The following is a 21,666-nucleotide window of genomic DNA, read 5'->3' on the forward strand; positions in this document are numbered from 1 at the left end:
CGCGCGCCGCGCGGCTGGTTCCACGGCCCGCGCGATAGCAGCGCGATCGCGTGCCCGCCGCCGGGGAACAGCCGTCTGCGCTGCCCGTTGGCGAAACGAGGCGGGCCTCTGTAAGGACTGGTCCATCGAACGATTTGGGCGGCCGCCAGCGGGCTGCCGCCCGTGAAGCCAGGGGGTGCCGTTGAACCAGATCGTCGACCTCGCCGAGATGCGGGCGGACGCCGATGCGCTGCGGGGCAGGATTGCAGCGATCGGCCCGTGGTTCCACAATATCGATCTCGGCGGCATCCACACGGCGCCGGATCATTTCCTCGGCGACTATCCGCGCGACAAGTTCCTCCGCTTCGCATCGGCGCTGCCGGCCGATCTCACGGGCAGGACGGTGCTGGACATCGGCTGCAACGCGGGCTTCTACTCGGTCGAGATGAAGCGCCGGGGTGCCGCCCGCGTGCTGGGCATCGACAGCGACGAGCGCTACCTTGCGCAAGCCCGGCTCGCGACGCAGGCGCTGGGCTTCGAAGGGGTCGAGTTCGCCAACCTCTCGGTCTACGATGTCGGGGCGCTGGGCGAGCGGTTCGATCTCGTGATCTTCATGGGCGTGCTCTACCATCTGCGCCACCCGCTGCTGGCGCTGGACCTGATCCGCGAGCATGTGGCCGGCGACATGATGCTGTTCCAGACGATGCAGCAGGGATCGACGGCGGTGCTGGACGTGCCGGCCGACCATCCCTTCTTCATGCCCGGCACCACGACGCCGCCACCCTTCTTCGACGATCCCGGCTATCCCCGGCTGCACTTCATCGAGCGCGAGTTCGCCCACGACTGGACGAACTGGTGGGCGCCGAACGCCGCGTGCACGCAGGCGATGCTGCGCGCCGCCGGCTTCTCCGTGCAGACGACGCCGGAACCCGACGTCTATCTGTGTCGCACGACGCCCGTACCCTACGCCAAACACGGGCCGGCGACGGTCTACCCCGCGCGGCGGGCCGGTGGCGCTGCCGGCCCGGCGGTGGCCGGGTGAAGGTCGGCGTCCTCACCTTCCATCGCTGCATCAACTATGGCTCCTACTGGCAGGCGCGATGCCTGGTGGAAGGGCTGCGCGGCATGGGCCACGATGCGGAACTGCTCGACCACGATTCGCCGCAGGTGCGCCGGGCCGAGTGGCGCTGCGCCTTCCAGCCGCAGCTGCCGCTGCGCACCCGGCGCGACGATCTGCCGCGCTACGCCGCCAAGGGGCGCCGCTTCCTGGATGCGTTCGATCGGCTGCCGCAGTCGCCCCGCTTCGCGCTCGACCGGCCGGAGGATGCCGGCGCCTACGACGCCGTCCTGGTCGGCAGCGACGAGGTGTGGAATTTCCGCCACCCCTGGTACGGCTTCAAGCCGATCTTCTTCGGGGAGCGGCTGCAGTCGCGCCGGCTGGCATCCTATGCGGCCAGCTTCGGCAACCACGACGCCGCGCATGGTATCGATCGTGACTGGGCGGCGAAGCTGGAACGGTTCGACGCCCTGTCCGTCCGCGACGAGAACAGCCGGCGGCTGGTGCGCGATGGGCTGGATCGGGAGCCCGCGCTCGTCCTCGATCCGTGCCTGCAATTCCCCCCGCCGGTGCCACAGCCCACCGGCGAGCGATCGCCCTACCTCGCCCTCTACGGCCACGGCTTTCCCGACTGGTTCGCCGCCGCCGTGCGCGGCTGGGCCGGCCAGAGCGGCCGCCGCATCGTCAGCATCGGCTATCGGACGGAGTGGGCGGACGAGCAGCGGATCGAGGCCGGGCCGGAGGAATTCTCGTCGCTGATCGCCGGCGCGGATGCGGTCGCCACCAACTTCTTCCACGGCTGCGTATTCGCGCTGCATCACCGCCGGCCGTTCGTCTGCGCGCCGTCCGACTATCGTCTCAACAAGGTGCGCGATCTCACCCGGTCGCTCGCCGCCGGGCGGCACATGGTGACGGCGGAGACGTCGGCCCAGGACTATGCCGATCTGCTCGGCACGCCGCTGGATCCCGCGATCGACGCGCGGATTGCCGCGATGCGCACGCGATCGAGCGCCTATCTGGCCTCCGTCCTTGGCTGAGGCGCCGCTCGCCCCGCGCGACGTGGCGGCGGCGGGGCTCTGCATCGGCTGCGGCGGATGCGCGGGCGGTGCGGGCGCGATGGGATGGGATCGCTTCGGTCAGCTGAAGCCGGAGGGCGCCTGGGCGGCGGAGGCGATGCCGGCCTTGTCGCGCATCTGCCCCTTCTCGCCGGATGCCCGCGACGAGGATGCGATCGCCGCCGATCGCTTCCCGCAGCCGGCGCACCGCGATCCGCTGATCGGCAGTTTCGAGACCGCCTATGTCGGCCATGTCGCGGAGGGCGGCTTTCGCGCGGGCGGCAGCTCCGGCGGCATGGTCAGCTGGGTGGCGGCGGAGCTGCTGCGCCTCGGCCTCGTCGATGGCGTCGCCCATGTCGCGCCGGCCGATCCGGTCGGCGACGGACGCTTCTTCGGCTATCGCATGTCGCGGACGGAAGGCGAGATCGGGCAGGGCGCGCGATCGCGCTACTATCCGGTCGAGATGTCGGCCATGCTCGCCGAGATCAGGGCGGTGCCGGGCCGCTACGCGGTGGTCGGCGTGCCGTGCTTCATCAAGGCGGTGCAGCTGCTGCGCGCCGAGGAGCCGGTGCTGCACGAGCGGATCGCCTTCACCCTGGGCCTGTTCTGCGGCCACATGAAGAGCGCCCGGCTGGTCGACAGCTTCGCCTGGCAGCTCGGCGCGCCGGTGGATCAAGTGCGGGCGGTGGAGTATCGCCGCAAGGATCCCGATCGGCCGGCCAACTGGTACACCGCGCACCTGACCCTGGCCGACGGCACCGCCCGCTGGCAGGATTGGTGGCATCTGGTGGATGGCGACTGGGGCGCCGGCTTCTTCCAGAATCCGGCCTGCAACTATTGCGACGATGTGGTCGCGGAAGCCGCCGACATCGCCTTCGGCGACGCCTGGGTGGAGCCCTACTCGTCAGACGGGCGCGGAACCAACGTGGTGATCGTGCGGCGGCCGGAGGTGCAGCGCATCGTCGCCGACGCCGTGGCGGAGGGTCGGCTGGCGCTGGACGAGGTGGATGCGGCGTTCATTTCCGGCACGCAGGCGGCCGGCTTCCGCCAGCGGCGCGAAGGGCTCGGCTGGCGGCTGCGGGTCGCGCCGCCACGCCTGCCGCTGCGCAAGCGCGTGGCGCCGGGCGGGCGGGACCTGCCGTTCCGCCGCAAGCTCGTCTATGCCAGCCGGCTGTGCATCAGTGCGGGCAGCCACCGCATCTTCGCGCTCGCCCGTGCCACCGGCTGGCACGGGTTGTATCTCGGCTGGGCGCGTCTCTCGCTGCGCACCTACGAGGCGTTCGCCTATCTGCGCTGGCCGCTCGGCCGCCTGCTGCGCCGGCTGGAAGGCGGCGCAGCAGGCGAGTGACGGCGCGCCGTTACGTGCCGGCCAGCCGCAGCTTCGCGCCGACATACAGATAGCGGCCGACTGGCGAGATCGGGATGTTGGTCTCGAAGCCGATATCCGGCTTCTGGTCGGTCAGGTTGTTGACGCCGCCGTAGATCGAGAAGGCCGGAGCGACCGCCACCTGCGCCTGCACGTCATGCAGCCACAATTCCTTGTAGCGGAAGTAGCGCGGATCGACGAGGCTGGGATTATTGTCCGTCTCCACCCGCGTGAAGCGGCGCACGCCATCCTGCCAGCGCAGATTGTAGCTGATCGTCACCGCCTCGTACGTCCATGTCGGCGAGAAGGTGAGCGTGTATTTCGGCCGGAACGGCTGATCGACATTGTTCTCGATCGCGGCGCCGGGCGTGGCGATCTGCTCCAGCCGGTGGAGGTAGCCGCCGACCAGGCGTAGGTCGAACAGCCCCAGCCGCGCGGTGCGGATCTGGTAGCTGGCGTTCAGCTCCAACCCGGCCGTGCGGAATGCCGCCACGTTCTGCGGCTGCACCACATAGCCGTCGATGAACCCGGTGCCGCGCATGCGGCTGATCGCCCCGCAATAGACGTTGTCCAGGCTCGGCTGATCGACGCACAGATTAGCGACGACGTTGGCATCGGGCGTGTTGATCGCATCCTTCAGGCGGATGTCATACCAGTCCAGCGCGACGGTGAGGCCGGGCACGAAGCGTGGGCGCAGCACCGTGCCAGCCGTCCAGGTGCGCGCCACCTCCGCTCGCAGATCGCGATTGCCCTGCTGCGTGCCGGGGATGAAGATGGTCGCGTTCGGGTTGTTGGCCGCCGTGAAGGTGGCGATGTCCCCGCCCAGCCCGCCGATCAGCGCGCGGCAGTTCGCCTCGCGGAAGCTGGTGCCGCTGCCCCGGTTGGCGGCGTAGCAGGGATCGGAGAAGAAGTTGCTTGTGCCGGTCTGCGGGCGGAAGATCTCGCCCACGTTCGGCGCGCGCACCGATCGCCCGTAGGAGCCGCGGATCGTGATGTCCCGCATCGGCGCGTAGATGCCGTTGAACTGGTAGGCGTAGGTGCTGCCGACCGTGGAATAGTGCGAGTAGCGGCCCGCCGCACCCACAGACAGCAGCGAGGCGAACGGCCGATCGCGCAGCAGCGGCGCGTTCAGCTCACCGAACAGCTCGGCCACGTCGAAATGCCCGCTGGACGGCGTCGGGATGATATATTCGTCATACTGGTAGAACAGGTTGCGCGTGAGCGCGTCGGCCGGGCGGAAGCTGCTCGATTCACGCCGATACTCGCCGCCGGCGGCGAACTGCACCGGGCCGCCCGGCAGTTCGAAAAACTGGCCGAAATCCCCGGTCAGCGATGCGTTGACGACGTGTTGCGTGAGGCGCGCCTGGCTGGCCGGATTGCTGAGGTAGAAGCCGAAGGAGGCCGGATCCACCCTGTTCCCGCCAAAGGTGTTCACCGGCACGCACCCGCTGCCCGCGCCGGGCGTGAAGGTGAGGGACGGCGTCGACACCGCCGTGGGATCGAGGCTGGAGCGGCAGACCGGCTGGCCGGTGCGGGGATCGCGCACCACGTCCAGCGCCGCCAGGAAGCGATCGTTGAGCCTGTCGTTCAGCTTGGTCGCGCGCACGTCGGTGCGGCCGTAGGTGTACGACACGTCGTAATTGGCGTGATCGGATATGCGGCCCGAAACGTCCACCACGCCGCGATAGGTGCGGCGCCGGTCCCGCTCGCCACGGCGGGGTATGTCGAAATTGTTGCGGCTCACGTCGATCGCGGTCAGCCCGGCGGCCCGTGCGGCGGAGAGGATGCTCGCCGGGATGAACGGATTGTCGAGCGCGATCGTGGCCGGATAGTTGCCGCTATAGCCGCTGAACGTCGTCACCGTGCTCTGGACGAACTTGCCCTCCAGACTCAGCTTGAACGCGTCCGACGCCTCGTAGCGGGTCAGCAGATTGACGGCGTGGCGGCGGGTGCGCGGCAGGATGTCGCCGATGTAGCCGGCCACCGGCGTATCGTCGCCGCCCACCGAATAGCCGTCGTTCAGAAGGAACCGTCCCGGCGTGTAGATCGCCCCGTCGCCGCGGAACGTTTGGTCGCCGATGCCGATAATGCCCTGGTTGGAGCTGAACGGATAGCGCAGATCGCCGACCGGCCCGCGCTGGTAGCTGCCGGGCCGGGCCGGATCGTAACCGTCCACGTTCACGAAGTAGACACGCCGGCCTTGCGCCAGATAGTTGCGATCGTCGTTCGCCAGCGGATCGTCGGCATTATATTCGTAGGCCAGGGTCACGTTGCCGCGCCCGCCGGCGAAGTTGCGCCCGACGATGACGGAGGCGAAGCGGTTGCCGGCATCGCCGCGCTCGGAAATGCCCATCTGGCTGCGCGCCGCGATGCCGTCGAAATCGCGCTTCAGGATGAAGTTGACGACGCCGGACACGCCATCGGCGCCGTAGACGGCGGAGGCGGCGCCGGTCAGCACGTCCACCCGCTCGATCAAGTCGGCGGGGATGGCGTTGATGTCGACGGCGGCGGTGTCCGGCTGGCCGGCGACGTGGCGGCGCCCGTCCACCAGCACCAGGGTGCGGTTCGGCCCCAAGCCGCGCAGATCGAGCAGGTTGAGGCCCACCTGCCCGAAGGTGCCGTCCGTCTGCGAGCGGCCGGCGGTGCGCGTGCTGTCCAGCGAGTTGGTGAGGGCCGGCACGCGCTGCAGGAAGGTGGTAACGTTGGTGTTGCCGGATTGCTGGAGGCTCGTCGCGTTGAACGACGTGACCGGCGTCGGCGCGGCATAGTCCGGCCGCTGGATGCGCGATCCGGTGACGACGATCTCCGCGTCGCCACCACTCGCCGCCGCCTCGGGCGCGGCGTCGGCCGAGGCCGTGCCGCCCGCGACCGGCGGCGTCTGGGCGATCGCCGGCGCGGCTGCGCAGGCGGCCCCGGCCAGCAGCAGCGCACGACATCTTGCATGGATCCGCATGACGATATCTCCCCCTTATCGCGGGGCCGCTCGAATGCGCGGCCCTCTCCCCACGGCGATCGGGTGATCCCGTAGCGCCGACAGGCTGTAACGCGCGTGCGCGGGATGGGTTCAGGCGATCGCGCGCAATCCGTTGCTTTCGCTTCCAGTTCGGGCTGGCGGTGGCGCGCCGGCAGTGTCACGCTGGCGCGCGTGGCAATGATGGCTCCAGAACGGATAGGGCGTCGCGCGGTGATCGCCGGCGCGGCGGCGGCCGCGCTGGCGGCCGGCGGATGCGTCGGCCGCGGCGATCGGCCGGGGCTGACCTTGTGGGCGATGAGCTACGAGGGCGATTACGCGCCGCACCTGATGCCAGCCTTCACCGCCGCCACCGGCATCCCGGTGGAGGTGCAGTCGCTGCCGTGGACGGCGGCGCACGAGAAGCTGCTGACCGCGCATGCCGGCGGATCGCTGCCCGACGTGATAATGCTGCCGAACGGCTGGGTCAGCGAGTTCGCGATGATCGGCGCCATCGCCGCCGTGCGCGACCCGAGCCTGATCGGCGACATGTTCCCCGGCGTGCTCGACACGATCCGCTTCGCCGGGCAGGCCCACGCGGTGCCCTGGTCGGTGGCCCCGCAGGTGCAGTTCTTCCGGCGGGATCTGCTGGCGCGCGCCGGCTACGACGCGCCGGCGACCGACTGGGACGGCTGGCGCGCGATGGGCCGCCGCCTGAAGGCGCTGGCGCCGGACAATTACGCCTTCCTGATGCTGCTGAACTGGTGGGACGCGCTGTTCACCTTTATCGGCCAGACCGGCGCTCGCCCCTTGCGCGAGCACGATACGCTGGGCGCGTTCCGCCAGCCGGCGATCCGCGAGGCGCTGGCCTACTATGTCTCGCTGTTCGACGAGGGGCTGGCGCCGCGCGTGCTCTCCACGGAGGTGCAGGATCCGCTCGCCGCCTTTGCCCAGGGCTATTTCGCGATCTATCCGTATGGGCCGGCGCTGCTCCTCGATCTCAGGCGCCGCGCCGCCGAGATCCCGCCGCACCTGTGGGGCGTGGCCCGGATGCCCGGCCCGCACGGGCCGGGCGCGGCATCCGGCGTGGCGGCCAGCCTCGCCGTGACGCGCACCACGCCGCAGCCGGATCAGGCCTGGGCGCTGGTGCGGCACCTTACCTCGATCCCCAGCGAGCTCCGTTTCCAGCACCTGATCGGCAACCTGCCGGCGCGGGTGAGCGCGTGGCGCGATCCGCAGCTCGCCACGCCGGCGATGGCGCCTTTCGCCGCCCAGATGCGCGAGCCCGCCGCCGGGCCGCCGATCGTCGAGTGGGAGCGGATCCTCGCCGAAGTGCAGCTGATCGCCGAGCGGGTGGTGCGGCGCCTCCTGACGATCGACCAAGGGCTGGCCGAGATGGACCGGCGGGTCGATGCCCTGCTCGCCAAGCGGCGGGCGCTGGTGGCGGCGGGGCGCATCGCGTGACCCGGGGCGAGCGCACCGCCTGGATCTTCACGGCGCCGGTGCTGGCGGTGATCGCCTTCGTCTTCGTGCTGCCGACGACGCTCGCGCTCGCGCTCAGCGTGACGGACTATTCGATCTACGCGCTGGCCGATCGCCGCAACCTTGATTTCGTCGGCCTCGGCAACTTCATCGATCTGGCCCGCACGCCCCTGTTCTGGCGGGCGCTGGCGAACACCGCGCTGTTCGCGCTGCTGGGCGTGCCGATGGCGATCGGCACATCGCTGCTGGCGGCGCTGCTGCTGAACGACGCCACGGTGCGCTGGAAGCCGCTGTGGCGCGTGCTGCTGTTCGCCCCCTACGTCACCAGCGTGGTGGCGACGGCGGTGGTGTGGCGCTTCCTCCTCAACACCCGCTTCGGCCTGGTCAACTGGCTGCTGGACGCGATCCATGTCGCCCCGATCGACTGGCTCGGCGATCCGCGCGCCTCGATCCCGGCGATCCTGCTGTTCGTGACGTGGAAGATCTTCGGCTACAACATGATCGTGTTCACCGCCGCGCTCGCCGCCGTGCCGCAGGATCTGATGGAGGCGGCGCGGCTGGACGGGGCGGGGCGGTGGGGCCGCTTCCGCCACGTCACCCTGCCGGCGATCGGGCCGACCCTGCTGCTGGCGGCGGTGATGAGCGTGGCGGGCTTCCTCCAGATCTTCGCCGAGCCCTATGTGATGACCCTGGGCGGCCCGGCGCAGAGCACGGTGACGGTGCTGTACTTCATGTTCGACGAGGGCTTCAAATGGTGGAATCTGGGGCAGGCGAGCGCCGTCGCCTTCATCCTCTTCCTGATGATCCTGGCCGTGACGATGGTGCAGACGCGGATCGGGCGGCGCCACGAATGGCTGTGAGGCGGCGGGCGATCCTGGCCAATGCGGCGGTGGCGCTGCTGACCCTGGCGACGCTGGCGCCGCTCGCCTGGATGGTGACGGTGTCGTTCATGCCGCGCGGCCAGTCCAGCCACTTCCCGCCGCCGCTCTGGCCCAGCCGCTGGACGTGGGAGAATTATCACGAGCTGCTCGCCCGGCGCGAATATGACGGCGTGTGGTTCGATTACCGGATCATGCCGGCGCTGTGGAACAGCCTGTTCGTCGCCGGCGTCTCCACCGCGCTCGGCCTGCTGCTGACGGTGCCGGCGGGCTACGCCTTCGCCAAGCTGCGCTTTCGCGGGCGGGATCGGCTGCTGCGGCTGCTGATCGCGAGCCTGGTGGTGCCGGGGCAGGTGGCGATGCTGCCGCTGTTCCTGATCTTCAAGGAACTGGGGCTGGTAAACAGCTATGCCGGCGTGATCCTGCCGAGCCTGGCGGGCATCTTCGCGATCCTGTTCGTGCGGCAGGCGACGCTCTCCATCCCCGACGAGATGCTCGATGCGGCGCGGCTCGACGGGGCGAGCGAGGGCCGCATCTTCGTGTCGATCGTGCTGCCGCTGCTCGCCCCGATCACCGTGACCCTGGCGCTGTTCATGTTCCTCGGCAGCTGGAACGACTTTCTCTGGCCGCTGATCGTGCTGGCCGACCAGCATCTCTACACGCTGCCGGTGGCGGTCGCCGCCATATCGCGCGAGCATTCCGCCGATGGCGAGCTGATGATGGCGGCGGCGGTGGTGACGACGATGCCGGTGCTGCTCCTGTTCCTCGCCCTGCAGCGCTACTACATGACCGGGCTGCTGGGCGGCAGCATCAAGGGCTGAGCGGAGGCCGGCCGCCGACGCCGATCGCCCGGCCATCCTCGTCGAACAAGTGCACCATGCCCGCAGGGGCGGAGAAGCACAGCCGCTCGCCCAGGGTGACGCCGCGATCGCCGGGCAGCTGCGCCACGACGGCGCCGCCGCCGCCGGTGCCGAGATGGGCGAAAGAGAGCGGGCCGAGCCGCTCGAACAGCTCGACCGGGCCGCAGAACGGGCCGTTCGCGTCGGGGATCAGATGTTCCGGCCGGATGCCCAGCGTGGCCGCACGGCCGGCCGCCCCGGCCGGGATCGCCGCGTCGACCGGCAGCGTGCGCCCGTCGCTCAGGCGCACCGCGCCGTCCGCCACGATCGTCACCGGCAGCAGGTTCATGCCGGGCGAGCCGATCGCCCGCGCGACGGCTAGGCTGGCCGGACGATGGTAGAGATCGAGCGGGGTGCCCACCTGCGCGACGCGGCCTTCCGCCATGACGACGATGCGGTTGGCGAGCGTCATCGCCTCCAGCTGGTCGTGCGTCACATAGATCATCGTCGCGGCGAGCGACTGGTGCAGGCGGGCGAATTCGTGCCGCATCCGCACCCGCAGCTCCGCATCCAGGTTGGAGAGCGGCTCGTCGAGCAGCAGCACCTTCGGCTCCCGCACGATCGCCCGCGCGATCGAGACGCGCTGCCGCTGCCCGCCCGAGAGCGCGCGCGGGCGGCGCGAGAGGAGCGGGCCGAGTTCCAGCGAGCGGGCCACCGCCGCCACCCGCTCGGCGATCTCGCGCTTCGGCCGGCGCGCCACCTTCAGCGGGAAGGCGATGTTCTCGGCGACGCTGAGATGCGGGTAGAGCGCATAGGATTGGAACACCATCGCCAGATCGCGATCGGCCGGCGCCGCGTTCGTCACGTCGCGGTCGCCGATCGCGATGGTGCCGCTGCTCGGCTGTTCCAGCCCGGCGATCAGCCGCAGCAGGGTGGACTTGCCGCAGCCGGACGGCCCGACGATCACCACGAACTCGCCATCCTCGATCGCCAGATCGGTGGGATGCAGCACGGTGGTCGCATCGAAGCGCTTGCTCAGCCCGGCAATCTCGACACGTGCCAATGGCGATCCCCTCTCGTTCGTTGTCGCGCGCATCGCGGCCGGATTCAAGCAGTTGCGAGCAGACGTGCCGCCTCCGCCAGCGTCTGCCGGATACGGGCGGCCACCTGCGGGCTGGTGCACACATAGGTGGGGGAGGGGTGCGGCATGCGCAGCACGGCCACCGTCGGCCGCTCCCGCGCGATCACCGGCGCCGCCTCCGCCGCGACCGCGCCGGCGAGCACCGCGACGCGCAGCCGCGGCAGCAGCGCGACGAGCGGCGGCAGCATCGCCAGCCCCTCGCGGATCTCGCCACGGCGCAGCGGCCGGTTGCGGGCGCCGGGCGCGTGAACGATCCACGGCACCGCGTTCCACAGCATCGTGTCCGCCCGCGAGATGCTGGCCTCCGCGAGGAAGCGGGTGAGGTTGCGCGCGGTGCCGGTGGGATTGTCCCGCGAGACCAGGCGCGGGCCATCGCCGCCGGGGCCGGGCGTCTCCAGCAGCAGGATCAGCCGCGCCGCCACGCCCCCGTCACGCGGATCGAAATCCGGCACGCGGCGGCCAGTCGCGGCGATCGCGCGGCGAAAGGTAGCGAGGGGGTCGGCCGTCGCCCGGCTCACTCCGCCGCGACCGCCAGTCCCTCGTCCACGTCGGGCGCGTCGTCCGCGTCCACCCCGCGCTCCAGCCGCGCCTCGTCGGCGGCATAGGCCTGCGCATCCTTTTCGGTGATGCCGAAGCGGGCCGCGACGTCGGGCGCGAAGCGCAGCAGATCGGGCCGCAGCCGCAGCAGGCTGAGATCCTTCGACTTGCCCTCCATCATCACGTCGAACACCAGCCCCTCGGCCATGCGCATGAAGGTGGCGAACTCGAACGGATTGGTGAAGTCGGCGTGGCCGGTCCAGATCGGCGGGCGGAGCACCGTCTTCACCCGCGCCGTCGCCTTCACCGGCGCCTTCAGCAGCTCGCCCGCCTTGCCCTTCGCCTGCCCGGCCTTGGCGGCGGCGCGCTGGCGGGGGGTGATCTTCTGCTTGATCTCGCGCAGCTCCGTGCGCGGCGAGGAGAAGTGGATCTTGGGGCGCACGCCGCGCGGCCAGGTGGCGAGGAACCGCTCCAGCGTGGCGCGCATGTCCAGCCGCTCCGGGTTGAGGCACCAGAAATGCTGATAGTCGAAGATCAGCCGCACCCCCGTCCGCTCGTGGATCCAGAGCGCGTCGGCGGCGGAGAAGCGGACGTCGTCATTCTCCAGCACCAGGCGGCGGCGCACATGCTCCGGGCACTGTTCCCACCCCGCGATCCAGCGGGCGCGGCTGGCTTCGTGATCGCCGTACACGCCGCCCACATGGGTGATCATCACGGCCTCGTCGTCCAGCCCCATGCGGTCCAGCATCTCGGCCTGGCTGGCGAGATCCCAGATGCTCCTGCGGGTCAAATCCGCGTCGGGCGCGTTCAGCAGCACATATTGCGAGGGGTGGAAGGACAGGCGGATGTCATAGGCGCGCGCCTTCGCGCCGAAGGCGCGCAGCTCCGCGTCGCTCTCCGCCACCATGCCGTGGAACTGCGGCATGTCCGGGTGGGTGGCGTAGGGCGCGATGTCCGACGACAGGCGGTACATGTCCAGCCGCTCGGCCTTCAGATAATCGAGCACCGCGTCCAGCAGCTCCAGCGAGCATTTCAGGTGCGGGTTCTTCTGCCAGCGGCGCGTATCCTGCGTCTTCATGCCCGCCCGCCCCATCACCTTGACGGGGAAGCCGAGCCGGAGCGGTCTGGTATCGTCGGTCATCGTCGCACAACGCGGCGCACCCGCTCCGGCTCCGTGCCCTCAGCGGCGGCGTTCGCCGCGTGCGCGCCGGGCGACGTCCAGCACGCGGGAGAGCTCGTCCGCCGAATAGGGCTTGTGCAGCAGATCGAAGCCGTGCCGCGCATCGCCGGCGAGGACGTGGCTGTACCCGCTGACGAGCACGATCCTGATCTCCGGCCAGCGCGCCTGCACCTGCCGCGCCAGCTGGACGCCATCGACGCCGGGCATCACCACGTCCGAGAACAGGATGTCGATCGTCGCATGGTCCCGTTCCAGGATGCCCAGCGCATCGCGCGCGTTGGCCGCGTAGCGCGTGGTGTAGCCGAGATCGTCGAGCAGCTGGGCGGCGAACTCCCCCACCTGCTCATTGTCCTCGACGATCAGGATGCTCGCCTCGCCGGCGACGCCCGTGTCGTCGGGCGCGTCCTCCCGCTGCTCTGCGGGCGGCTGCACGCGCGGCAGGTACAGGCGGAAGGTGGTGCCCTTGCCCGGCTCGCTGACGACCTCCACCTCGCCGCCCGACTGCTTGGTGAAGCCGTAGACCTGGCTCAGGCCCAGCCCCGTGCCCTTGCCGACCTCCTTGGTGGTGTAGAATGGCTCGAAGATGTGGTCGAGCTGCTCCGGCGTCATGCCCGATCCGGCGTCGATGACCGAGATCCTAACGAAATCCCCCTGCGCGCCCGCATGGCCGCGCAGCGGCGGCACGCCCGCCGCCTCCTCCACCACGATCGCGAGCCGGCCCTCGCCGTCCATGGCGTCGCGCGCATTCACCGCCATGTTCACCAGGGCCGTTTCGAACTGGCTGGCGTCCACCTCGACGAAGCAGGGTGCGCAGACCGGATCGACCGTCAGGTCGACGCGCGTGCCGACGACCGAGCGCAGCATGTCCGCCACCGTGGCGACGCGCGCCGCCACGTCGAACACCTCCGGCCGCAGCGCCTGGCGGCGGGCGAAGGCGAGCAGCTGGCCGGTCAGCTTGGCGGCGCGATCCGCCGTGCTCGCGATCGCATCGATGTAGCGCTGGCGCTTGTCCGCCGTCAGCTCCCACCGGCTGAGCAGTTCCGCGGACGACCGAATGATCGTGAGCAAATTGTTGAAATCGTGCGCGACGCCGCCGGTGAGCTGGCCGATCGCCTCCATCTTCTGCATGTGGCGCACGCGATCCTCGGCGGCCACCAGCTCGCGCGATCGCTCCTCGACGCGGCTCTCGAGCGTCTCGTTCAGCTGTCGCAGGGCATCTTCGGATGCGCGCTGCTCCGTCACGTCGCGCGAGATGGCGAGCAGCTTCTCCGGCCGGCCGGCCTCGTCGGTGATCGCGGAGACGGCGACGTCCCAGAAGCGCGGCGATCCCTTGAAGGTCGGCGCGGCGCCCTGGAAGCGACCGACGCCGCCGCTCCGCGCGACCTCCAGCGCCGCGAGCACCCGGCGATGCTCGTCGCCGCTCCAGAAATCGGGCCACCACGCGCCCGCTACCGAGCAGAAATCGTCCACCTCCATCACGCACATGCCGCCATCGGACATGAATTCCAGATGGGCATCCAGCGACAGCACCTTGATGCAGTCGGCCGAGCTTTCGAGGATCCGGCGGCTGAACTCCTCGCTCGCGCGCAGCGCGTGCACGGCATCGTGCCGCGCCGTCACGTCCGCGGCCATCCCGAACCACTCGACGATATCGCCGCGATCGTCGAGCACCGGGATGCCGCGCGAGAAGGTCCAGCCCACCGTGCCGTCCGCGCGGCGGACGCGGTGCTCTAGCTCGAAGATGCCCTTCTCCGCGACGGCTTTGCCGATCGCTTCCAGGATGCCGGCCTGATCCTCGGGGAGCAGATATTCGTCGATCCACCTGATGCTGGGCGCAGCGGTGTCGGCGATGAAGCCGCGGCCGTCCAGCTTGCGCATCTCGGTCCAGTCCGGGCTCATCGTGTAGACCACGTCGGAACTGGCGTTGACGAGCGTTCGCAGCCGCGCCTCGTTCCGGCGCAGCTGCGCCACGGCGACATCGCGGTCGCGCTCGGCGTGCACCCGGCCCGTCGCTTCCAGCGTGACGTTCAGCAGGCCCGCCACCGCCCCGCTCTCGTCGCGCACCGGCGAATAGGAGAAGTCCCACCAGGTATCCTCGCGCCCGCCGTGGCGGGTCATCACGAGATGCAGGCCCTGAAAGGTCACGGTCTCGCCGGACAGGGTACGGCGCACCAGCGGCGCGATATCGGCCCACACGTCGGGCCAGGCCTGCGCGAAGGTGAGGCCGATCGCGGCGGGATGCCGATCGCCCATCAGCGGCGCATAGGCATCGTTGTAGAGGAACGTCTGTTCCGGCCCCCATGCCAGGCACATGGCGTGCCCGGATGCCAGCATCAGATCGACGGTGGTCTTCAGGCTCTGCGGCCAGCCCGCCATCGGGCCGAGCGGCGTGGCCGCCCAGTCGTGCGCGCGGACTCTTTCGGCCACGCTGCGCCCGTCGCGCAGGCTCGTTTCCGTTTCACGTTCGACAGCGACACTCGTCATTCAGATCGGACCCTGGTTCATCGCCGGGATCAACCGACACCGCGCCCCTCGCGTTCCGATGCCGCGACGACCATCGCCGGCCCGATCGCGACAGCGCGCCCGGCTGCCGCCATGTCGGTCCTCCCGCGGCGGATCTCACTTGAGCCGCAGCGGCAGGCCGGCGGCGACGAACACCACCTCGTCGACGGACGCGGCGACGGTCTGGTTCATACGCCCGGCGACATCCCTGAACCGGCGCGCAAGTGCGTTGTCGGGCACGATGCCGAGACCGACCTCGTTCGCGACGAGCACGACAGATCCATCGTGATCGGACAGTGCCGCGCACAGATGGTGCGTCGCTTGCTCGGCGTCGCGGTCGGCGTGGATGAGGTTCGATGCCCAGAGCGTCAGGCAGTCGATCAGCAGCACGGCCCGCTCGCCACGGCGGGCGATCACGGCGTCGGCCAAATCGAGCGGCGTCTCGATCGTCCGCCACGCGGGGCCGCGATCGTCGCGGTGGCGGCGTATGCGCTCCGCCATCTCGGCATCGAACGGCTCCGCCGTGGCGATGTAGATGCGTGGCGAGCCGAACGACTCGGCCCGCATCTGGGCGTAGCGGCTCTTTCCCGAGCGGGCGCCGCCGAGCACCAGCAGCGACGTCATGGCCGCCCCCCGCGCCCGGCGGGATCGGCGGCGAGGGCGATCATCGCGTCGATGTCGAGGGCGCGTTCCAGCGCGGCGGCGATCTCGTCGAGGGCGCCCTCGACGCTGGCGGCATGATCGGCGCCGCTGGACCGCGCGCCCAGGCTAGACAGGATCGCCCCGCGCAGCGCCGCGCTCGCCAGCAATCCATGGACGTAGCTGCCCATCACGAGCCCATCCGCATCCATCGCGCCGTCGGATCGGATGCCGTCCAGGCAAGCGAACGGGCGTGCCGTGGCGGACACGTCGGTCTCGCCCATGTGCATCTCATAGCCGCCGAACGACGCCCCCAGGGCGACACCCTCGACATGGCGGAGGACCTTCACGGGGGAGAGGCGGGTGTCCACATCCAGCAGGCCGAGGCCCTCGACGCTGCCCGGCGGCCCTTCGAGGCCGTCGGGATCGCTGATCCGCCGGCCGAGCATCTGGTAGCCGCCGCATAGTCCCAGGATCGCGCCGCCGCGACGGCGATGGGCCAGTATGTCGATATCCCATCCCTCCGCGCGCATGGCCGCGAGATCGGCGATGGTGGCCTTCGATCCCGCCAGCACGATCAGCGCGGCCTCCGCCGGGATCGGCCGGCCGGGCGGCACCATGACCACCTCCACCTCCGGCTCCAGCTTCAGCGGATCGAGATCGTCGAAGTTAGAGATGCGCGGCAGGATCGGACAGGCGACGACCTTGCGGTGCGTTGCAAGGTGGGCCGGCCGCTCCAGGATCACGGCATCCTCGCTGGGCAGCCGCGCGGCCGCCGGCAGCCACGGCACCACGCCGAAGCCGCGCCAGCCGGACAATTGCGCGATCTGCCGGTAGCCGTCCTCGAACAGCGCCGGATCGCCGCGGAACTTGTTGATGAGGAAGCCGCGGATCATTGCCGCGTCTTCCGGATCGATGACGGCGCGTGTACCGACGATCGCGGCGATCACGCCGCCGCGATCGATGTCGCCCACCAGCAGGACGGGCACGTCCGCCGCCCGCGCGAACCCCATGTTGGCGATGTCGCCGGCTCGCAGGTTGATCTCCGCCGGAGAACCCGCACCCTCGACCACGACGATGTCGCTCGCAGCCTCCAGCCGACGGAAGCTCGCCATCACCTCGCCCAGCAGCGCGCCCCTGGCCTCGCGGAAGTTGCCCGCGCCCAGCGTGCCCCTCACTCTGCCGTGCACGACGAGCTGCGACGTGCGATCGGCCTGCGGCTTCAGCAGCACCGGGTTCATGTCCGTATGCGGGGCGACCCGGCAGGCGATCGCCTGCAGCGCCTGCGCGCGGCCGATCTCGCCCCCGTCGATCGTGACGGCGGCGTTGTTCGACATGTTCTGCGGCTTGAACGGCAGCACGCGCACGCCCCGGTTCGCCAATGCGCGGCAGAGACCCGCGACCAGCACCGACTTGCCGACGTCCGATCCGGTGCCCTGAAGCATCACCGCACCCATGCGATCCCTCCCGCGACAATCCACAGCAGCAGGCAGGCGCGAACGTAGATCGCCAGCGCGTGCTTGATGGCGGCGGCGTCGTCCGCGCCGCCTTCGTCGCCGATCCAGGCCCTGTCACGAAGAAGGCCGTCATACGCGACCGGACCGGCCAGGCGCAGCCGGAGCGCGCCGGCCATCGCCGCCTCGGTCCACCCGGCGTTGGGCGAGGCGTGCCTGCCGGCGTCGCGAACCATCACCCGCCAGCCGCCGCCGCCGGCGAGGCAGATCGCCGGCCCGGCCAGTCGCGCGGGGATCAGGTTCAGCAGGTCGTCGGTACGCGCCGCCGCCCAGCCGAACGCCCGCCAACGCTCCTCCCGGTGGCCGATCAGGCTGTCCGCCGTATTGACCGCCTTGTAGGCCCACACCCCCGGAAGCCCCAGGACGACCAGCCAGAAGAGCGGCGCGGCGACCCCGTCGCAGAAGCTCTCCGCCAGGCTCTCGATCGCGGCGCGGGCGACGCCGGCCTCGTCGAGATCGCCGGTGTCGCGGCCGACGATCATGGCCAACCGCCGCCGCGCGGAGGCGAGATCGCCTGCGGTCAGGGCCGAAGCGACGGGCCGGACATGATCGTGGAGGCTCCGCTGGGCGAGCGCGGGACAGGCCAGCAGCGCGACCAGCGGCCAGCCTTCCGGCCCGATGAAGGCGTGGATGGCGGACTGGATCAGCCAGGCGCCGCCGCCCGCGACCGTCACGAGGATGCAGATCGTGACCACGCCCAGAAATCGGCGTCCGCCCTCCGTCCGCTCGGGCCGGTTCCAGCGACGTTCGCACATCCCGATGATGCGGGCGAACGCACCCACGGGATGGCCGATGCGCGCGTAGAGCCACGCCGGCCAGCCGAGCGCGGCGTCCAGCACCAGGGCCACCGACGCGACGGGCTCAGCCACGCGCGAGCGCCCGTCGCAGCCGGGAGAATGCCGCTTCGTCCGGCGGCAGGCCGATCCGCAGCCATCGCGGCCGATCGGCGAAGGGCCGTGTCAGGATCGCGTGGCCGGCCAATCGCTCGAACAGGCCGTGCGCGTCGTCGGTCTCGACGAGGCGGAACAGCGGACATCCGCCGATCGGGCGATAGCCGGATCGGCGGAGCATGACGTCGAGACGCCGGGCGTCGCCCAAGAGACGGTTCGAGGCGGCTTCGATCCAGTCGCGATCGCGATAGGCCGCGGTGCCGATCGCGATGGTCGCCGCCGGCAGCGGCCAGGCGCCCAGTTTTCGGCGCACGTGCGCGAGAAAAGACGGCGGACCGAGGACGAAACCGAGCCTGAGGCCGGCGAGGCCGAAGAACTTGCCGAACGAGCGGAAGGCGATCAGCCGCCGATCCTCGCCGATGATGCCGGCGATCGATAAAGCGGGCGTGGTGTCGGCGAACGCCTCGTCGACCAGCAGCCAGCCCCGGCGCCCCCGCCCCAGGAGCATGTCCTGCAGCACCACCGGATCGAGCAGCCGGCCGTCCGGATTGTTGGGGTTGGCGAGGATCAGCGTCGCCCCATCGGCCTCCTCCACCCGCGCCACCGCGAGCGGCTCGCTGCCGCCGAGCATCTCGCCATGGCTGCGGTAGCTCGGCACCAGATGGTAGGCGGGGCCATCGATGAGGCCGTCCATCAGCCGCAGGCCGATCTCGGTGCCGGGCACCGCGCAGACGCACGCCGGATCGGCCCGGAAATGCGCGGCGGCGGCCGCCTCCAATCCTCTCAGGTCCAGCTCGTCCGGCAGGCTCGCCCAGTCGAAATCGCGGACGGGTACGGGCCAGCCGCGCGGGTTGATGCCGGTCGAGAGGTCGATCCACGGAAGCGCGCCGTCGCCATAGTGCGCGCGGGCGGCACGCAGACCGCCGCCATGCCAGGTCCAGCGATCGATCATCGCACCGCCGCCCAGGCCAGGATCGCCAGCATCGACGCGCTCTCGACCACCTCTATACCGGCGCCATGCCCGTCACCGGACAGGCCGCCGATCCGCCGTTCGAGCCAGGCGGCCCACAGCAGCATGATCGCGGGCGCGACGAGCAGGCCCGGCACGAACCAGCTTGCGACCAGCAAAGCCGCGAAACACAGGGCGAGGTCGATCGGCCTGACGATGCCGTTGAAGCGCGCCGCCAGGCCGTCGTGCAGGGGCGTCATCGTGCGGGTCCACAGTAGCGGCCCCATCCGCGCGACGCAGGGAATGACGATCAGGACGGGGAGCAGCCCGCGCCCGGCGATCGCGTGGATCAGGATCAGCTTGGCGAGAAGCTGAATGCCGATCGTCACGACGCCGAAGCTGCCGACATGCGGATCGGCCAGGACGGCGAGCAGCCGGTCGCGATCCTTGTGCGCGGCGCCGGATGCGTCCGCGATGTCGGCAAGCCCGTCGAGATGCAGGGCGCCCGTCACGCCTACCCACAGGAGCAGGCCCAGCCATGCCGCGATCCACGGATCGATCAGCGCGCCGAGCCACGCGCCTGTCGCCACGAGGCCGCCGACGACGAGCCCGACCGCCGGGAACCAGCGCATCGATCGCGCGAAATCCTCGGCGGAGACGGTGACGCGCGGCATCGGCAGCCGGGTGAGGAACCCCAGGGCGACGATCAGGCCCTTCACGGCCAGAGGCCGACGATCTGGGCGGCGGGGCGCGGCCCCGGCCAGACCTTGAGCGTCAGGAGCGCGCCATAGGACAGATCGAACGCCCAGAGTTGCGGTTGGGCGAACCCGCAGAGATAAGCGAGCGCCGCGCGCATCGCGCCGCCATGGGTGACGACGAGCGTGGCAGGCCCATCGAGCGCCGCGATGCCCGCCGCCACGCGCGCGATCAGCCCCGACCAGCGTTCGCCACGTGGCGGCGGGTGCGCGTCGGGATCGTCCCAGAAGCGGGACAATGCCGCCGGATCGATCGTGGCGGGCGCCGAACCGTCCCAGTCGCCGAAGTCGAGCTCCCGCCACCGGGCGTCGATCGACGGGACAATCCGATGATGCTCGCCGATCGCCTCGGCGGCACGCCGCGCCCGTGCCAGATCGGATGCGACGATCGCCCCGATCGCTAGGTCGGCCGTCTGTTCGACGCATGCGGCGATACCCCTCGCCGTGGGAGCGCCGTCCGTCCGCCCCATCAGCAGTCCGGGCGTCTCCGGTTCGCCGTGGCGGAGGAGATGCAGGATGATCGCGCTCATCCGCCGGCGGCCACGCCCGCCTCGGCGAAGGTCGCCATGCGGCCATGCGCCGCCAGCGCCGCCCGGACGATGCTTGCGGCGACGGCCCCGCCGCTGCCCTCGCCCAGACGCATGTCGAGGCTGAGGAGGGGATCGAGCCCCAGCTTGCGCAGCAGGCGCTCATGCCCTGGCTCGGCCGAGCAATGCCCGGCGATGCAATGCGCCGTGATGGCCGGGGACGACGCAGCCAGCGGCGCGACGGCCGAACTGCTGATGAAGCCATCGAGGATCACGGGGATGCGAAGCTGGCGCGCGCGCAGCACGGCGCCCGCGATCGCCGCGATCTCCCGCCCGCCGACACGGCGCAGCGTTTCGAACGGATCGAGCGGCGCCGCGCGGTGGAAGGCGAGCGCGCGATCGACGACATCGATCTTGCGCGCCAAGCCGCCGGCGTCGACGCCCGTACCCGGCCCCACCCAGTCCGCCGCGCCGCCGCCGAAGCTGCGCGCCGCCAGCGCCGCCGCCGCCGTGGAGTTGCCGATCCCCATCTCGCCCAGGACGATCAGGTCGAGGCCGGGATCGACCGCGTCGGCGCCGGCCGTCAGAGCGGCGAGGCACGCGGCCTCGGTCATGGCGGGCGCCAGCGTGAAATCGGCGGTGGGCGTATCGAGGTCGAGCGGCACGACATCGAACTCCAGCCCGGCCGCCGTGGCCAGAGCATTGATGGCGGCACCGCCCGCCGCGAAGTTCGCGACCATCTGGGCGGTGACGGCAGCGGGAAAGGCGCTGACGCCATGGACGGCCACGCCATGATTGCCGGCGAAGACGAGCACGCGGCCACGATCGATCGCCGGTCGTTCGCGGCGCTGCCAGCCGGCGAAGAACACCGCCAGCGCCTCGAGCCGGCCGAGCGAGCCGGGCGGCTTGGTCAGCTGCATCTGTCGTGCCTGCGCCATCGCGGCGGCATCGGCATCGGCTTCGGTCAGGGCCGACAGCGCCTGCGCGATGCACGAGGGAGACGAGAAGCTCATTCGGCGACATGTCCTTCCGGCGGCGAGCGCGTGATGAAATGGCCTTTCACGCCCTGCGGCCAGTCCCTGAAGGGCACGCGGCCGTGCTCGCTGGCCGCATAGTGGACGGCGTAATCCAGTATGGCGCGCGCGGCCTCCTCGTCGGGCGTGAAGCGGCCGAGCACGTAGCTGATCTTGCCGGGCGCGCGCAGATGGATCGTGCAGAACTCGGCGCAGGCGAATAGACACGGCATCTCCTGCACGGCTATGCCCGCATAGCGCCCGTCGGATGCCTTTACCGCGCGGAGGGCCTCGGCGAGCCGGGCGCCGCCGCGCACGCCGGCTTCATCCTCCTGCTCCTCCCGGCTCAGGCGACAGGTGGTGCAGGCGACCACCGCCGGGCCGGCCTCGACACGCTTCAGCATCGGCTTTCA

The 21,666-nt window shown here is 70.7% G+C and carries 19 protein-coding genes; 6 read left to right on the top strand and 13 right to left on the bottom strand.

Annotated elements, in window-relative coordinates; translation table 11 throughout:
• Positions 1 to 181: 181 nt before the first annotated feature.
• From GNT64_RS03170 to GNT64_RS03180, 3 genes are read left to right on the top strand one after another with little or no spacing between them, the layout of a single operon-like run.
• The gene (locus GNT64_RS03170) at positions 182 to 1,021 is read left to right on the top strand and encodes a TIGR04290 family methyltransferase (protein WP_231639221.1); all 840 of its coding nucleotides are present in this window, start codon (positions 182 to 184) and stop codon (positions 1,019 to 1,021) included.
• Complete coding sequence (locus GNT64_RS03175; RefSeq protein WP_156678191.1) at positions 1,018 to 2,073, top strand: polysaccharide pyruvyl transferase family protein; 1,056 nt, start codon at positions 1,018 to 1,020, stop codon at positions 2,071 to 2,073. Before GNT64_RS03170 ends, GNT64_RS03175 begins: the two co-directional genes overlap by 4 nt.
• A complete protein-coding gene (locus GNT64_RS03180) occupies positions 2,066 to 3,439 on the top strand; it encodes a Coenzyme F420 hydrogenase/dehydrogenase, beta subunit C-terminal domain (protein ID WP_197277265.1) in 1,374 nt (457 codons plus the stop codon). The genes GNT64_RS03175 and GNT64_RS03180 overlap by 8 nt, the downstream gene beginning before the upstream one ends.
• 10 nt (positions 3,440 to 3,449) lie before the next feature.
• Here GNT64_RS03180 and GNT64_RS03185 read toward each other — a convergent pair whose 3' ends face one another.
• Positions 3,450 to 6,410: a TonB-dependent receptor plug domain-containing protein gene (locus GNT64_RS03185; protein WP_156678193.1), complete on the bottom strand. Its 2,961-nt coding sequence runs from the start codon at positions 6,408 to 6,410 to the stop codon at positions 3,450 to 3,452.
• Positions 6,411 to 6,641: 231 nt separating this feature from the next.
• On the opposite strand from GNT64_RS03185, the gene GNT64_RS03190 reads away from it, so the two are divergent.
• From GNT64_RS03190 to GNT64_RS03200, 3 genes are read left to right on the top strand one after another with little or no spacing between them, the layout of a single operon-like run.
• A complete protein-coding gene (locus GNT64_RS03190; protein ID WP_197277266.1) occupies positions 6,642 to 7,871 on the top strand; it encodes an extracellular solute-binding protein in 1,230 nt (409 codons plus the stop codon).
• Positions 7,868 to 8,749 (top strand): carbohydrate ABC transporter permease, encoded by an 882-nt coding sequence (locus GNT64_RS03195; protein ID WP_156678195.1) that lies wholly within the window; start codon positions 7,868 to 7,870, stop codon positions 8,747 to 8,749. The genes GNT64_RS03190 and GNT64_RS03195 overlap by 4 nt, the downstream gene beginning before the upstream one ends.
• Complete coding sequence (locus GNT64_RS03200; RefSeq protein ID WP_231639222.1) at positions 8,740 to 9,588, top strand: carbohydrate ABC transporter permease; 849 nt, start codon at positions 8,740 to 8,742, stop codon at positions 9,586 to 9,588. The genes GNT64_RS03195 and GNT64_RS03200 overlap by 10 nt, the downstream gene beginning before the upstream one ends.
• Here GNT64_RS03200 and GNT64_RS03205 read toward each other — a convergent pair.
• The 12 genes from GNT64_RS03205 to GNT64_RS03260 form a co-directional block, all read right to left on the bottom strand.
• Positions 9,578 to 10,669 carry an ABC transporter ATP-binding protein gene (locus tag GNT64_RS03205; RefSeq protein ID WP_277873258.1) on the bottom strand — a complete coding sequence of 364 codons (1,092 nt, stop codon included), beginning with the start codon at positions 10,667 to 10,669 and terminating at the stop codon, positions 9,578 to 9,580. The genes GNT64_RS03200 and GNT64_RS03205 overlap by 11 nt on opposite strands.
• 44 nt (positions 10,670 to 10,713) lie before the next feature.
• Positions 10,714 to 11,265, bottom strand: coding sequence for a uracil-DNA glycosylase (locus GNT64_RS03210; protein ID WP_156678197.1), 552 nt, complete (start codon positions 11,263 to 11,265; stop codon positions 10,714 to 10,716).
• The gene (gene uvsE, locus GNT64_RS03215; protein WP_156678198.1) at positions 11,262 to 12,425 is read right to left on the bottom strand and encodes a UV DNA damage repair endonuclease UvsE; all 1,164 of its coding nucleotides are present in this window, start codon (positions 12,423 to 12,425) and stop codon (positions 11,262 to 11,264) included. Before uvsE ends, GNT64_RS03210 begins: the two co-directional genes overlap by 4 nt.
• A gap of 39 nt (positions 12,426 to 12,464) precedes the next feature.
• Positions 12,465 to 14,891: a PAS domain-containing protein gene (locus GNT64_RS03220; RefSeq protein WP_197277267.1), complete on the bottom strand. Its 2,427-nt coding sequence runs from the start codon at positions 14,889 to 14,891 to the stop codon at positions 12,465 to 12,467.
• Positions 14,892 to 15,083: 192 nt separating this feature from the next.
• The gene (gene cobU / locus GNT64_RS03225; protein ID WP_156678199.1) at positions 15,084 to 15,590 is read right to left on the bottom strand and encodes a bifunctional adenosylcobinamide kinase/adenosylcobinamide-phosphate guanylyltransferase; all 507 of its coding nucleotides are present in this window, start codon (positions 15,588 to 15,590) and stop codon (positions 15,084 to 15,086) included.
• Positions 15,587 to 17,062, bottom strand: coding sequence for a cobyric acid synthase (locus GNT64_RS03230; RefSeq protein ID WP_156678200.1), 1,476 nt, complete (start codon positions 17,060 to 17,062; stop codon positions 15,587 to 15,589). Before GNT64_RS03230 ends, cobU begins: the two co-directional genes overlap by 4 nt.
• A complete protein-coding gene (gene cbiB / locus GNT64_RS03235; protein WP_156678201.1) occupies positions 17,050 to 17,988 on the bottom strand; it encodes an adenosylcobinamide-phosphate synthase CbiB in 939 nt (312 codons plus the stop codon). The genes GNT64_RS03230 and cbiB overlap by 13 nt, the downstream gene beginning before the upstream one ends.
• Positions 17,981 to 18,961 (bottom strand): aminotransferase class I/II-fold pyridoxal phosphate-dependent enzyme, encoded by a 981-nt coding sequence (locus GNT64_RS03240; RefSeq protein ID WP_156678202.1) that lies wholly within the window; start codon positions 18,959 to 18,961, stop codon positions 17,981 to 17,983. The genes cbiB and GNT64_RS03240 overlap by 8 nt, the downstream gene beginning before the upstream one ends.
• Positions 18,958 to 19,677: an adenosylcobinamide-GDP ribazoletransferase gene (cobS, locus tag GNT64_RS03245; RefSeq protein ID WP_156678203.1), complete on the bottom strand. Its 720-nt coding sequence runs from the start codon at positions 19,675 to 19,677 to the stop codon at positions 18,958 to 18,960. The genes GNT64_RS03240 and cobS overlap by 4 nt, the downstream gene beginning before the upstream one ends.
• Positions 19,674 to 20,243: a histidine phosphatase family protein gene (locus GNT64_RS03250; protein ID WP_156678204.1), complete on the bottom strand. Its 570-nt coding sequence runs from the start codon at positions 20,241 to 20,243 to the stop codon at positions 19,674 to 19,676. Before GNT64_RS03250 ends, cobS begins: the two co-directional genes overlap by 4 nt.
• A complete protein-coding gene (gene cobT, locus GNT64_RS03255; RefSeq protein ID WP_156678205.1) occupies positions 20,240 to 21,253 on the bottom strand; it encodes a nicotinate-nucleotide--dimethylbenzimidazole phosphoribosyltransferase in 1,014 nt (337 codons plus the stop codon). Before cobT ends, GNT64_RS03250 begins: the two co-directional genes overlap by 4 nt.
• Positions 21,250 to 21,657, bottom strand: coding sequence for a DUF1636 domain-containing protein (locus tag GNT64_RS03260; RefSeq protein ID WP_156678206.1), 408 nt, complete (start codon positions 21,655 to 21,657; stop codon positions 21,250 to 21,252). Before GNT64_RS03260 ends, cobT begins: the two co-directional genes overlap by 4 nt.
• Positions 21,658 to 21,666 lie beyond the last annotated feature (9 nt).

This window comes from Sphingomonas profundi, from assembly GCF_009739515.1.
Lineage (GTDB): Bacteria > Pseudomonadota > Alphaproteobacteria > Sphingomonadales > Sphingomonadaceae > Alterirhizorhabdus > Alterirhizorhabdus profundi.

Coding starts and splice junctions, on each gene's coding strand:
- GNT64_RS03185 (WP_156678193.1), bottom strand. CDS start 6,410: ATGCGGATCCATGCAAGATGTCGTGCGCTGCTGCTGGCCGGGGCCGCC.
- GNT64_RS03200 (WP_231639222.1), top strand. CDS start 8,740: ATGGCTGTGAGGCGGCGGGCGATCCTGGCCAATGCGGCGGTGGCGCTG.
- uvsE (WP_156678198.1), bottom strand. CDS start 12,425: ATGACCGACGATACCAGACCGCTCCGGCTCGGCTTCCCCGTCAAGGTG.
- cobU (WP_156678199.1), bottom strand. CDS start 15,590: ATGACGTCGCTGCTGGTGCTCGGCGGCGCCCGCTCGGGAAAGAGCCGC.
- GNT64_RS03230 (WP_156678200.1), bottom strand. CDS start 17,062: ATGGGTGCGGTGATGCTTCAGGGCACCGGATCGGACGTCGGCAAGTCG.
- GNT64_RS03240 (WP_156678202.1), bottom strand. CDS start 18,961: ATGATCGATCGCTGGACCTGGCATGGCGGCGGTCTGCGTGCCGCCCGC.
- GNT64_RS03250 (WP_156678204.1), bottom strand. CDS start 20,243: ATGAGCGCGATCATCCTGCATCTCCTCCGCCACGGCGAACCGGAGACG.
- cobT (WP_156678205.1), bottom strand. CDS start 21,253: ATGAGCTTCTCGTCTCCCTCGTGCATCGCGCAGGCGCTGTCGGCCCTG.
- GNT64_RS03260 (WP_156678206.1), bottom strand. CDS start 21,657: ATGCTGAAGCGTGTCGAGGCCGGCCCGGCGGTGGTCGCCTGCACCACC.